The 11,823-nt window shown below is 47.3% G+C and carries 12 protein-coding genes; 2 read left to right on the top strand and 10 right to left on the bottom strand.

Annotation, left to right across the window (positions count from 1 at the left end; translation table 11 throughout):
• Nucleotides 1-386 precede the first annotated feature (386 nt).
• Together HMPREF9431_RS00260 and yihA are read right to left on the bottom strand one after the other, a co-directional pair.
• Nucleotides 387-2,168, bottom strand: a complete 1,782-nt coding sequence (locus HMPREF9431_RS00260) for an ABC-F family ATP-binding cassette domain-containing protein (RefSeq protein ID WP_004379021.1) — start codon at nucleotides 2,166-2,168, stop codon at nucleotides 387-389.
• Entirely contained in the window at nucleotides 2,168-2,764 is a 597-nt protein-coding gene (gene yihA, locus HMPREF9431_RS00255; RefSeq protein ID WP_004379020.1) for a ribosome biogenesis GTP-binding protein YihA/YsxC, read from the bottom strand. Before yihA ends, HMPREF9431_RS00260 begins: the two co-directional genes overlap by 1 nt.
• 74 nt (nucleotides 2,765-2,838) lie before the next feature.
• Here yihA and HMPREF9431_RS00250 point away from each other — a divergent pair, with 74 nt between their 5' ends.
• Nucleotides 2,839-3,822: a Gfo/Idh/MocA family protein gene (locus HMPREF9431_RS00250; RefSeq protein ID WP_004379019.1), complete on the top strand. Its 984-nt coding sequence runs from the start codon at nucleotides 2,839-2,841 to the stop codon at nucleotides 3,820-3,822.
• A complete protein-coding gene (locus tag HMPREF9431_RS00245; protein ID WP_004379018.1) occupies nucleotides 3,822-4,913 on the top strand; it encodes a DUF4421 domain-containing protein in 1,092 nt (363 codons plus the stop codon). Before HMPREF9431_RS00250 ends, HMPREF9431_RS00245 begins: the two co-directional genes overlap by 1 nt.
• Nucleotides 4,914-5,024: 111 nt before the next feature.
• Here HMPREF9431_RS00245 and HMPREF9431_RS12635 read toward each other — a convergent pair whose 3' ends face one another.
• The 8 genes from HMPREF9431_RS12635 to HMPREF9431_RS00210 all read right to left on the bottom strand — a co-directional run bounded on the left by HMPREF9431_RS12635 (nucleotide 5,025) and on the right by HMPREF9431_RS00210 (nucleotide 11,513).
• Nucleotides 5,025-5,357: a hypothetical protein gene (locus tag HMPREF9431_RS12635; RefSeq protein WP_231287666.1), complete on the bottom strand. Its 333-nt coding sequence runs from the start codon at nucleotides 5,355-5,357 to the stop codon at nucleotides 5,025-5,027.
• 112 nt (nucleotides 5,358-5,469) lie between these two features.
• Nucleotides 5,470-5,634 carry a hypothetical protein gene (locus HMPREF9431_RS12630; RefSeq protein ID WP_004379015.1) on the bottom strand — a complete coding sequence of 55 codons (165 nt, stop codon included), beginning with the start codon at nucleotides 5,632-5,634 and terminating at the stop codon, nucleotides 5,470-5,472.
• A gap of 169 nt (nucleotides 5,635-5,803) precedes the next feature.
• Nucleotides 5,804-7,009 carry a hypothetical protein gene (locus tag HMPREF9431_RS00235; protein ID WP_004379013.1) on the bottom strand — a complete coding sequence of 402 codons (1,206 nt, stop codon included), beginning with the start codon at nucleotides 7,007-7,009 and terminating at the stop codon, nucleotides 5,804-5,806.
• The gene (locus HMPREF9431_RS00230) at nucleotides 7,006-7,659 is read right to left on the bottom strand and encodes an ATP-binding cassette domain-containing protein (RefSeq protein ID WP_004379011.1); all 654 of its coding nucleotides are present in this window, start codon (nucleotides 7,657-7,659) and stop codon (nucleotides 7,006-7,008) included. The genes HMPREF9431_RS00235 and HMPREF9431_RS00230 overlap by 4 nt, the downstream gene beginning before the upstream one ends.
• Nucleotides 7,659-9,005, bottom strand: coding sequence for a DUF4836 family protein (locus tag HMPREF9431_RS00225; RefSeq protein ID WP_004379009.1), 1,347 nt, complete (start codon nucleotides 9,003-9,005; stop codon nucleotides 7,659-7,661). The genes HMPREF9431_RS00230 and HMPREF9431_RS00225 overlap by 1 nt, the downstream gene beginning before the upstream one ends.
• Complete coding sequence (locus HMPREF9431_RS00220) at nucleotides 9,002-9,724, bottom strand: 16S rRNA (uracil(1498)-N(3))-methyltransferase (RefSeq protein WP_004379007.1); 723 nt, start codon at nucleotides 9,722-9,724, stop codon at nucleotides 9,002-9,004. Before HMPREF9431_RS00220 ends, HMPREF9431_RS00225 begins: the two co-directional genes overlap by 4 nt.
• The gene (locus HMPREF9431_RS00215; protein WP_004379006.1) at nucleotides 9,721-10,269 is read right to left on the bottom strand and encodes a bifunctional nuclease domain-containing protein; all 549 of its coding nucleotides are present in this window, start codon (nucleotides 10,267-10,269) and stop codon (nucleotides 9,721-9,723) included. Before HMPREF9431_RS00215 ends, HMPREF9431_RS00220 begins: the two co-directional genes overlap by 4 nt.
• Nucleotides 10,266-11,513, bottom strand: a complete 1,248-nt coding sequence (locus tag HMPREF9431_RS00210; RefSeq protein ID WP_040560577.1) for an MFS transporter — start codon at nucleotides 11,511-11,513, stop codon at nucleotides 10,266-10,268. The genes HMPREF9431_RS00215 and HMPREF9431_RS00210 overlap by 4 nt, the downstream gene beginning before the upstream one ends.
• Nucleotides 11,514-11,823 lie beyond the last annotated feature (310 nt).

Genomic DNA, 11,823 nt, shown 5'->3' with positions numbered 1-11,823 from the left:
CAAACGCCAAAATAATTTTTTGAGCCTTGCTAACAACTGAGCAAACGCCAAAATATTTTTTTGAGGCTTGCTAACAACTGAGCAAACGCCAAAATAATTTTTTGAGGCTTGCTAACAACTGAGCAAACGCCAAAATAATTTTTTGAGACTTGCTCAACGTGAGCAAATGCCTAACGAAACTTTTTGAGGCTTGCTCAACGTGAGCAAATGCCTAACGAAACTTTTTGAGGCTTGCTCAACGTGAGCAAATGCCTAACGAAACTTTTTGAGACTTGCTCAACATGAGCAGATGGCAAATGAAACTTTTTGAGACTTGCTCAACGTGAGCAAATGGCAAATGAAACTTTTTGAGGTTTGCTCAACATGAGCAGATGCTAAAAAAAACATCAGGCACGCTCGGCAAGCTCCAACCAGCGCATGCCTTTCTCATCGAGCAACTCCTTGATGACAGGCAAACGCTTGCTCTTCTCCGTCAGCTCGTCCACGCTGAGCTGCCCCGAGCAAAGCGCTTCCTCAAGCTGTTTCTGCTCGGTTTCGAGCGCTTCAATCTCTTTTTCCAACTGCTCAAACTCTCGTTTTTCATTAAACGAAAGGCGTTTGCGCGTGTCGTTGTGATAATCGTTTTTGGGCTTTGCGCCTTTATTGGCCTCCGCAGCAGGCACGTCGGTCTTGCTTTGCAGCGCCAACCACTCATGATACTGCTCATAGTTGCCCGGAAAATCTTGCACCTTGCCCTGCCCTTTGAACACCAACAAATGGTCGACCACCTTATTCATGAAATAGCGATCGTGGCTCACGATGATGACGCAACCCGGAAAATCTTGCAAATATTCTTCCAACACCTGCAGCGTTTGAATATCGAGGTCGTTGGTAGGCTCGTCCAACACCAAGAAGTTGGGATTGCGCATCAGAATGGTGCAAAGATAGAGTTTGCGCCGCTCGCCGCCGCTGAGCTTGTAGACAAAATTGTGTTGTTGCTCGGGGGTGAAGAGAAAATATTGCAAAAACTGGCTGGCTGTCATCCGTCGCCCGCCACCCAAGTCAATCTCTTCGGCGATGTCGGTGATGACATCAATCACCTTTTGCTGCACATCAAATTGCAATCCGTCTTGCGAGAAATAGCCAAACCTCACCGTTTCGCCAATGTCGAAACGGCCGCTATCGGGTGGCACAAGCCCCAGCAACATCTTGATGAACGTTGATTTGCCGGTGCCATTGTTGCCCACAATACCCATTTTTTCGAAACGCGCAAAGTTGTAATAGAAATCTTTGAGAATGATTTTATCGGGCGCGAAAGCCTTGCTGACATATTGGCATTCAAAAATTTTCGAACCAATGTAAACGTTGCTGGCCTTGAGTCGCAACTGCCGTTCCTCAATGCGCTGCTTGGCTTTGGCCTCTAAATCATAGAAGGCCTCTTCGCGATAGCGCGCCTTGTGGCCACGCGCTTGTGGCATGCGGCGCATCCATTCTAATTCTTTACGATAAAGATTATTGGCACGCGCCAACTCGGCCCGTGCATTGTCGATGCGCGCCTGCCGCTTCTCCAAATAGTAAGCATAATTGCCACGATAGGTGTAGAGCGTATGATTGTCGAGCTCGAGGATGATGTTGCACACGCGATCCAAGAAAAACCTGTCGTGGGTCACCATCAACAGTGTCTTGTTGCCGCGGTTTAAATAGCCTTCCAACCACTCAATCATGTCAAGATCAAGATGGTTGGTGGGCTCGTCGAGGATGATTAAATCGGGCTCGGTGATGAGCACATTGGCCAAAGCCACGCGCTTTTGCTGTCCACCGCTAAGCTCGCCCATAGGCTGTTGCAGATTGGTGATGTGTAATTGTGTCAACACCTGTTTGGCTTTCAAAATCTTGTCGGGATTGCCTTCGTGGTTGAAACAAGCATCCAGCACGCTCTCGGTAGGCTCGAATTGGGGCGACTGCTCCAAAAACCCCACGCGCAAACCATTGCGATAAACCATTTCGCCACCATCCTTGCCTTCGCGTCCGGTGAGCATGGCGAGCAAAGTTGATTTTCCGGTGCCATTCTGTGCAATGAGCCCCACGCGCTGTCCCTCAGCAATAGAGAACGAGATGTTTTCAAACAAAACCTGCGCACCAAAACGCTTCGACAGATTTTGCACGTCTAAATAAGGAATTTGTGCCATCAGAGTGTGTGGTTAATGGTGTCGATATAGTCGAGCACCGCGTCGCGCCCAAGTTTCTTCTCCGACGAGGTGATAAAATAAGGTGGCAGCGTTTCCCATCGATCCTTCAACGCGTTCATCCACTGCTGGGCATTCATTTTGGCCTTCCCTGGTCCCAATTTGTCGGCTTTGGTGAAGATAATGGCAAAAGGCACACCGCTCTCGCCCAACCAATCGATAAATTCGCGGTCGATTTTCTGAGGGTCGTGGCGCACATCAATCAGCACAAAAACATTCACTAACTGTTTGCGTTGCAAAATATAGCCCGAAATCATTTGCTCCAACTTCTGCTGCACGGTTTTCGAACGCTTGGCATATCCATAGCCCGGCAAATCCACCAAATACCATTCGTCGTTGATGATGAAATGATTAATCAGAAGGGTTTTCCCCGGCGTGGCCGACGTCTTGGCCAATCCTTTATGGTTGCAGAGCATATTGATGAGACTCGATTTCCCCACATTTGAACGCCCAATGAAGGCATATTCTATCTTGTCGTCGTTAGGACATTTGCTCACTGTTGGGGCAGAGACCACAAATGCCGACTTCTTTATCTCCATGCTTGAAATTATTTTTGTTTGCAAAGATACAACAAAAATATTATCTTTGCATTCCAAATTTGGCATATATCCGTATGAAACTAATTAGTTGGGGATTCATAGGTTGCGGCGAAGTGACCGAGAAAAAATCGGGACCGGCTTTCAACGAGGTTGAAGGTTCGCATGTAGAGGCTGTGATGAGTCGCAGCGAAGAAAAGGCACGCTCTTACGCTGAACGGCATCACATCAGGAAATGGTATACCGATGCGCAAGAACTCATCGACGACCCCGAGGTCAATGCCATCTACATTGCCACACCACCTTCGAGCCATGCCACCTTTGCCATCATGGCCATGAAGGCGGGGAAGCCCGTCTATGTGGAGAAACCGTTAGCGGCGAGCTATGAAGATTGTGCCCGCATCAACCGCATCAGCGAGCAAACAGGCGTGCCATGTTTCGTGGCTTATTACCGGCGCTATCTGCCTTATTTCCAAAAGGTGAAAGACATTCTTTCGCAACAGCTCATTGGCGAAGTCATCAATGTGCAAATTCGCTTCTCGGTTCCACCACGCGACTTAGATGCGTCGTGCGCTAAACAGTTGCCATGGCGCTTGCAACCCGACATCGCCGGCGGCGGTTATTTCTATGATTTGGCTCCCCATCAATTAGACATCCTGCAACATCTCTTTGGCGTCATCACACGTGCCCACGGCTATTGCGCCAATCGTGCACACCTCTATCAAGCCGAAGACACCATCAGTGCCTGCTTCTTGTTTGAGAACGGATTGCCTGGAAGCGCCTCCTGGTGTTTCGTTGGCCATCAGAGTGCCAAAGAAGATTGCATTGAAATCATTGGCGACAAAGGTTCATTGTCGTTCTCGGTCTATAACTACGACCCCATCAAGCTCATCACAAGCGAGGGCGCCACGGAAATTGAAGTGCCCAATCCTTCGTTTGTGCAACTGCCCATCATCAAAGCCGTCATCCACGATTTGCAAGGCTTTGGCGTATGCACCTGCACGTCGGTGAGTGCCACGCCCGTGAATTGGGTGATGGATCGCATCTTAGGAAAGTTCTGATGGGTCAACGCAAGCTCCTCTTTTCCATCGTTCTTCTGCTACTTTCGCTCGAGAGTTGGGCGGGAGACTCGCTTGCCACGCATCAAAACCTGTGGAACAAACTCTACACGGTTGTGAAACGTTTCTCGCAAATCGACACAGCCTATATCGAACCCCAACGCTATAACTATGCCCTGATGCTGCAAAACACCAACACCTATGAGATGTATCGCATTTCCAATCGCCTACACCAAACCGTGCAACTCTCTCCACGCATGGGTTGGCGTGTGGGACCTTACTTTGGGTGGCGGTGGATTTTTCTCGGCTACACCATCGACGTCACCCATCTCAAAGGCGACAACAAACGCAAAGAATTCGACCTAAGTTTATATAGCAACCAGTTGGGCATCGACCTTTTCTATCGCACAACGGGTGACGATTATCACATCCAACGCTTCACGGCTGCCACGGCCTCCAACATTGATTTCGCACCCTTGCATGGCCTAAACTACGACGGACTCGAAGCCAACATTCGCGGCTTCAACCTCTATTACATCACCAACCACAAACGCTTTTCCTATCCGGCGGCCTACAGCCAAAGCACCAGACAACTGCAAAGCACGGGCTCCCCCATCTTGGGCATTGGCTATATGCACCAAAAACTCAACATGGATTGGGTGACCCTGCAAGACATCATCGCACAACGAATGGGGAAAACCGTGCTCAAGGAGGTGTTGGGAAGCGACTCGGCAGGCTGGTCAAAAACGCATGTGAAATATGATAACTTCTCCGTCTCGGGAGGCTATGCCTACAACTGGGTCTTTGCAAAAAACTTTCTGTTGAATGTGTCGCTGTCCGCTTCGCTCGCCTATCTGCACACCATCAGCAAAACAGCGCAAACCCCCAACAGCCAATTCGACAACTTCAACTTCAACCAATTCACCATCGACGGCATCGCCCGCATGGGACTTGTCTACAACACTTCGCGCTGGTTTGCCGGTGCCAGTGCCATCTTCCACGCCTATAACTACCACGAAAAAACGTTCTCTACCAACAACATCTTCGGCAATGTCAATGTCTATGTGGGCTTCAACTTCGGCAGAAGAAAGTAACCCTGCTTGGCTTGCCACCCAATTAGGATTTATATCGCCGTCGAAGCCTCTTTTGCGACTATACACGGCTTGCAGTGCATCGTCGAAGCCTCTTTTGCGACTATACATCACTTACAGTGCATCGTCGAAGCCTTGTTTTCGACTATACATTGCTTGCAGTGCACCGTCGAAGCCTTGTTTTCGACTATACATCGCTTGCAGTGCATCGTCGAAGCCTCTTTTGCGACTATACATCGCTTGCAGTGCATCGTCGAAGCCTTGTTTTCGACTATACATCGCTTGCAGTGCATCGTCGAAGCCTTTTTTGCGACTATACATCGCTTGCAGTGCATCGTCGAAGCCTTGTTTTCGACTATACATCGCTTGCAGTGCACCGTCGAAGCCTTGTTTACGACTATACATCGCTTGCAGTGCATCGGCGAAGCCTCTTTTGCGACTATACACGTTTGCAGTGCATCGTCGAAGCCTTGTTTTCGACTATAACATTATTGCACATCGCTGAAGCGTAAGCATTCGGAACAGTTGATGAATGGGAATATGACTTTCTCTCCTACTGTCAGCGCTCATCAAGAACCAACTGGTAAAGTCCCGTAGCCACCTTCTTAAGTTTTGGATTTGTCTTCGCCATTTGATTATATAAAGCAGCCGTTTCGTATGTCCCGGCTGTGATATAAACAGGAGTATGACTTTGCTTATTCTCGATGACTATCCGACGTAGCATGTCTGGTGTTATCACAATATGTTCAGCAACATGTACTAACACGACATGTACACGCCTTGCGTCTTTATGAAGATCATAGGTTTCAATACCTGTCGTCGTTTCGCTACTCCATGTGGCATTGCTAATTGTGTAGCCTTTCTCTATGAAATACCATCCACTTTACCCAGCATTATGCATCCTTTCGCTTCCAAATATGCACTATTTTTCGCGCGATAATCGCATAATTGCTCAGGCTCACCAACACAAAGAGCAAGGCTCCGACAGCAATGGCGGGGAGCATATTACCGTCTTCGATGTTGGGGAAGAGCGTCTCTATCAAATCCATATAATAGCTTCGGGCAAAGAAGATGGCGAGGAGCGCCAACCCATAAATCAGCAAGTTTAGCCCTATGGTCAGCATTTGATAAGGCAAAGCCACTTGCGCGGGTCGATAACCAATGAGCAATAGGTTTTCTAATTTGTGCGTATTCTTTTGAACCAACAGATAGATGCTGAGCATCAAAATGTAGAAACTCAAGACCGAAATCACCAATCCTACGCCAACAACCATCGTAACCAACAACCGTAGGAAATAGGTTGTCTTCTCGGTATTGAGTTTGTCGTTTTCTATCTCATAGCCTTTCTGATCCAAATATTTTGTGAATTGTGGGTCACTGGGGTTGTTCACCTGCACAATTAAACGCGTGGGCGCATGTGTTTCGCCGGGTGCAAAGGTGTCATTGCTCCAATCCATGAAAGCCTGTGGCACTAAAATCGAGCTCAAACGATTGGAAAAACCAATCACTTTCCCCTTGAACTGCGCCTCCCGATGCTTCCCGTGCACAAAGATATGGAAATCAATCATGCCCACCAATCCATCGCTAAGCTTTGGCAAAGCGTGGGTCTGCGCAAAACCAAAATTATACATCGTGAGATAAATGCGAGGCAGAATAATGGGAATCGTCTTCTCACCCGGCTGATAATTCCAATTGCGCAACGGCGTATCGACGAACGAATCGGGAATGCTTTCGAAGCTAATCTCGCCATTGTTGAGCACCGACACCCCATTCACACGCATGCTCACGTCGGCTTTGTAATTGGCATTCGTGAACTTACCCATACGCGAAACGAAGGGCTGCTGCGCCAAATCGTCTACTTCGGTCTGATTAAAAGTGTTTGAACTGCCACTAATCGTGCTGGCCGTTCCTATCTTTTTATTCACAATCAAGAAGTCGCTTCGCATGAAACTATCCTCGGCTGTGAACACCGGAATCACATCTTGATAGAACTGAACACTCAGCAAAACGATGATCATGCCAAAGAGATTGGCGAAGAAAAAGCCCGCCATCTGCGGAATGCTGAGGTGCTGACGCAATAATTTCCAAACCAAATTCATAGCTTCACAACCCTTTCGTATGGCAAATCCATGTGCTTACCTATACTCGTTACCAATACGCCTGCGCCCTGTTCGCGCGCTTCTTTCATCATCATTTCGGCCATCACTGCGGCATTCTTGTCGTCAAGATGGCTGATAGGCTCGTCTACAAGCAGGAAGTCGAAGGGTTGCACAAGTGCACGAATGAGCGCTACACGTTGCTGTTGTCCAAACGACATGCGCCCTATTCGCTCGTGCATTTTGTCGGCTATGCCCAACTGTTCAAACCACGTCGCTATCTGCTCTTGCGATTTAAAATTCGTGAGCTTGTTTTTTATCACGATGTTTTCGAATGCTGTGAGCTCCGGAAAAAGGCGCAACTCCTGAAAAAGATGACTGATGTGCAGGCGACGTGCCTCCACCCAGTCGCGCACTTTAAACGTGGAAGTCGGCACATCGTTAAACAAAACTTGCCCACTATAATCGTGCCGATAGCCCAAAACATAGCTGCAAAAGGTGCTTTTTCCGCGCCCTGATGCAGCCTCTATGAGGTAGAGCTTTCCCTTTTCAAAGGTAAGTTCGCGATTCCAAACCTCAGAATGCAGTGCTTCCTTTTGGCTTTCAAACACCTGTGGAACCACCGATTGAAATGTTATCCTGTCAATATTCATTATTTCAATGTGTAAATCAGCGTGTGAACGTCGCCAAAAATGGGTTGGAGCATGGCCGTCACAGCACCCGTTTTCCCACCCTGCAATGCATTCATATTGATGACCAACGCTAATTTCTGTCCTTTAATCAAATTCTTTTCGGTTGCCGATAGTTGCTGCTTGGCTGGCGCAAACGCTTGTGAAGCCTCCTCGGCTGTGCTGCCACTAAAGAATTGTAGTTGGGGCGTCACCCCAAAATAAAGTGTGGTTTCCTTACTCGCATAATACCATGCATCAGGTTTCCAATCCACAATTCGCCCACCGGCAGGGCAACTTTTTTTCCAATAGCCTACGTCTTTCACCCAGTTCTTATGCTTTAATTGCGCCATCATCCGCATTGATAGTCGGTGCTCGTCATAATAAGGTGTGACCAAAGCCAAATCTCCATCCACACTCCGCAGGATATTATCCATGTCAATGGCCGTGTTAATGCCCGTCAACAAGGCTTGAAAGCCCGCATTGTTCTGCATCACAGGCAGGAACTTTTGCCCATCCACGTTCAAAAACATACTCAACATGGCATCACGAGGTGTCGCCGATAGATAGCGGTCTGTGATGGGACGATACAACTGATAAGCCTGCTTCAACGACTGGTTGACCGTGGCATTCAAAGAGAACACTTCACCTTTGATGTGCATCACCTGCTGTTCCTTCTCCATCTCTGCCGCAATAATCACTTCACTTCCATCGGCTTTTTTGGGCATACCCAAGGTGAGTGGCGCCAAAAACTGTTGGGGCAAGGCCGTGGCTTGTGCAACTAAAGTCATCGAACCCTCAAGCGAATCCAATTTTTCATACAGTCTGCTTTGGGTAATCCCTGCCGCTTCGTCTTGCTTCAGATATTGTGCGATTTGCTGTTGCAGACTGCTTTGCGCCTCAACGGTTACAGGTCCCATCACCAACATCGCGGTGTTGTTCCACCCAACAACCCACGCATCTTTCAACACCGTGAAATGAAAGCCCCGCCGTTTGATGGGTGCTGGGCAAACATTCTTTGTGGCCAACTGCGCAAAAGTCTGTGTTAATTCGTCCTCATCCTGTACCTTTGCACAAACACCCAAGTTGCCATCAGGTGCTTCAAAAAGCATAATCTTATGGCTCACATCAATGCCGCTCTTACTGATGTTAGTGGCCTGCAACAGCGTCCTAAGTACAGAAACATGATTCAAGCCACTCATCTTCACAGGGTCAATGGACAACAATGCCGTGCTTTCACGCGGCACTGCGTTTAAATAACTATTGTCTGTGCAGGCGGCAAACAGCGCCATTACACAGCAAAAGCAAAGTGCTATGCCTATCTTTTTCATCGTCTGTATGTTAATTGTGCCATCGTTACGGCCATGAGTCCTGCGGTCTCTGTGCGCAACCGACTATTGCCCAACGACACACTCTGAAAACCTTTCGTCAACGCTTGCGCCACTTCCTCATGCGAAAAATCGCCCTCTGGTCCCACTAAAACCACAGCTTCGTTCACATTGCTATCCCGTTGCAGCGCTGCCATCAAATCAACTTTCTCAAAATCATCGTAGCAATGGGCAATAAACTTCGCGCCACGATGTGGCACATTTAAAAATTCCGTCATGCTCATGCAATCATTCACGACGGGTAACCACGCTTTCCTACTTTGTTTTGCGGCAGCAACCACAATCTTTTCTATACGGTCAACACGAATATTCTTCCGCTCGGTGAAAGCCGTTTGCAGAAAGGTTAGCTCGTCGAAACCTATCTCAGTAGCTTTTTCTACCATCCATTCTATGCGGTCAATATGCTTGGTTGGCGCAATAGCCAAATGAATATATCCATTCCAAGTCTTTTGTTGTGGCAATTCTTCTGTGATGCGATAGCAGCAATCTTGCCGCGAGGTGAGCGTCACCTCTGCTCGAAAGAAACGCCCCTTCCCATCCATTAAAAATATTTCATCATCTGCCTTCAAACGTAAAACGCGCAAGGCATGTGCGGCTTCTTCGGGCGGTAAGCGGTCGTTATCCTCGGCATTGGGCGCATAAAAAAATCTTGCTTCTTTCATGATTTTCCTTCCCTCCGCTTCAATTCTGCGTTCAAATATTCAGCCATCTTATAATCCTCCTGCGCTATACTCCGCGCCAAAGCCTCCTTTAGCATATCTGTATTGAGCACGTTGATAGGCATAGCCACACGATCTTCCTGCGCGGCATCGAAAGAAGCCGCCTGTGTTCGCATGAGCTGCTCATCAATATAAATTGGCCAATGACCCGACAATGCAAAAAGAATGGCATCGCAAACTTTGAGTTTCACCGATACCAACGAGTCGGTATCCAACAACATCGCACAATATTGCCCATCTTGAATACCGTAGATTAACACCTCTACCTGCGTTTCATTCTGTTTCAACAAACTGCTCAGTGCCCCTGCAAGATGCACGTCTTCACCATCTCTCGTCTGCAAACGCTTGCACAACGCATCGGTCATCTCAGCGTCACAAACCACAGAAATCTGTCGTTCTTTCGCCTCATCGGTCAAAACGATGATGCCAACACCAATCGAACCAACGATTTGTGAAATCGCATGGAAACGCAACTTAACTCGATTCATGAAGCTTTTGCTTGATTTGTAGGCTGGAACATCAGCGCAAAACTAACTCCTACCAACAACGCATAACCCGCAAAAATATACCAGCACGACGACCATTCGGTCACATTCCCCACGGTATGTGCATTGACTACAGCCTGAGCCGCAAACGAACCCACCGTAGCACCAATACCATTGGTCATCAACATAAACAGTCCTTGTGCACTGGAACGTAGCCCTGGGTCGGTAGATTTATCCACAAACAAGGAACCCGAGATATTGAAAAAGTCGAATGCCACCCCGTAAATAATCATCGAAGCAACAAACAACCACACTCCATTACCAGGATTTCCAACGCCTAAGAGACCGAAACGCAACACCCAAGCAAACATGGCAATGAGCATTACATTCTTGATGCCATAACATTTCATAAAGAAAGGAATCATCAAAATGCACAACGTTTCGCTGATTTGTGAAATCGAATACAGGATAACGGGATATTTCACGCCAAAGGTATTGGCATATTCCGGTATACTTTTAAAACTCTCAATAAAAGGAGTTGCAAAACTGTTGGTGATTTGAAGACTCACACCCAACAACATTGAAAAGATGAAAAAGATAGCCATCTTCTTTTGTCTGAACAGCGTAAAAGCCCTTAATCCAAATGCTTCTACAAAGTTGGTGTGCTGCGTTGAGGCATTGGTTGCACAATGGGGCAACGTAAAGGTGTAAAGAAAGAGCATGATGCTGAGCACACCACTCACTACAAACTGCAACTCATTGCTTTTATAACCCATGATGTCTACAAACCACATCGTGCAGATAAACCCGATGGTTCCAAACACGCGAATAGCCGGAAAATCCTTCACGGTATCTTGTCCCGCTTGGATTAATGCTGAATAAGCCGTAGAATTACTCAAAGCTAACGTAGGCATATAGAAAGCAACACTGAGCGAATAGAGTGTGAACAAGGGAGCAAACTGCACGGCACCGCCCGCTTGATGGCCATACCATGCTGTGGCAAACATCAATAATCCGGCCACCAAATGACAATAGCCCAAAAGGCGTTGTGCCGGTATCCAGCGGTCGGCAACAATGCCCATAATCGCCGGCATAAAGATAGATACGATGCCTTGCATGGCGAAAAATGTCCCAATATGTGCACCCATGCCGATGTTTCCCAAATAAATTCCCATGCAAGTGAGATAAGCTCCCCACACGGCGAACTCTAAGAAATTCATCACAGAAAGTCTGATTTTAAGATTCATTTTGTTGCTTTTTGTTTGAATTGCAAAGATAATGCAAACCACTGGAATAGCAAAAGAAAATGGTTTTTTCTTTATATCTTGCAACGCGCGAAAGGAAATTCTTTTCGAAAATATTTCGCCATTTCGCTAAAAACATTTAACTTTGCGGCCAACAAAATAAAACGTTAAGTGATGAGTAGTTTACACCATAAGGCAACCTTCGCAGCGCAAAAGAATTTTTCTTCTGCCTGTTTTTTTATGCCTTTTTATTTGGTCAATCCAAATAATTGTGTAACACACACACACACACACACACACACACACACACACA

The sequence above is a fragment of the Segatella oulorum F0390 genome, from assembly GCF_000224615.1.
Lineage (GTDB): Bacteria > Bacteroidota > Bacteroidia > Bacteroidales > Bacteroidaceae > Prevotella > Prevotella oulorum.
This window is presented reverse-complemented; position numbering and strand designations above follow the sequence as displayed.

What these genes read in the sequence shown, in the direction of transcription:
- HMPREF9431_RS00245 (WP_004379018.1), top strand. Translation starts at nt 3,822, where the DNA reads ATGGGTCAACGCAAGCTCCTCTTTTCCATCGTTCTTCTGCTACTTTCG.
- yihA (WP_004379020.1), bottom strand. Translation starts at nt 2,764, where the DNA reads ATGGAGATAAAGAAGTCGGCATTTGTGGTCTCTGCCCCAACAGTGAGC.
- HMPREF9431_RS00235 (WP_004379013.1), bottom strand. Translation starts at nt 7,009, where the DNA reads ATGAATTTGGTTTGGAAATTATTGCGTCAGCACCTCAGCATTCCGCAG.
- HMPREF9431_RS12630 (WP_004379015.1), bottom strand. Translation starts at nt 5,634, where the DNA reads ATGCTACGTCGGATAGTCATCGAGAATAAGCAAAGTCATACTCCTGTT.
- HMPREF9431_RS00230 (WP_004379011.1), bottom strand. Translation starts at nt 7,659, where the DNA reads ATGAATATTGACAGGATAACATTTCAATCGGTGGTTCCACAGGTGTTT.
- HMPREF9431_RS00210 (WP_040560577.1), bottom strand. Translation starts at nt 11,513, where the DNA reads ATGAATCTTAAAATCAGACTTTCTGTGATGAATTTCTTAGAGTTCGCC.
- HMPREF9431_RS00260 (WP_004379021.1), bottom strand. Translation starts at nt 2,168, where the DNA reads ATGGCACAAATTCCTTATTTAGACGTGCAAAATCTGTCGAAGCGTTTT.
- HMPREF9431_RS00220 (WP_004379007.1), bottom strand. Translation starts at nt 9,724, where the DNA reads ATGAAAGAAGCAAGATTTTTTTATGCGCCCAATGCCGAGGATAACGAC.
- HMPREF9431_RS00225 (WP_004379009.1), bottom strand. Translation starts at nt 9,005, where the DNA reads ATGAAAAAGATAGGCATAGCACTTTGCTTTTGCTGTGTAATGGCGCTG.
- HMPREF9431_RS00250 (WP_004379019.1), top strand. Translation starts at nt 2,839, where the DNA reads ATGAAACTAATTAGTTGGGGATTCATAGGTTGCGGCGAAGTGACCGAG.
- HMPREF9431_RS00215 (WP_004379006.1), bottom strand. Translation starts at nt 10,269, where the DNA reads ATGAATCGAGTTAAGTTGCGTTTCCATGCGATTTCACAAATCGTTGGT.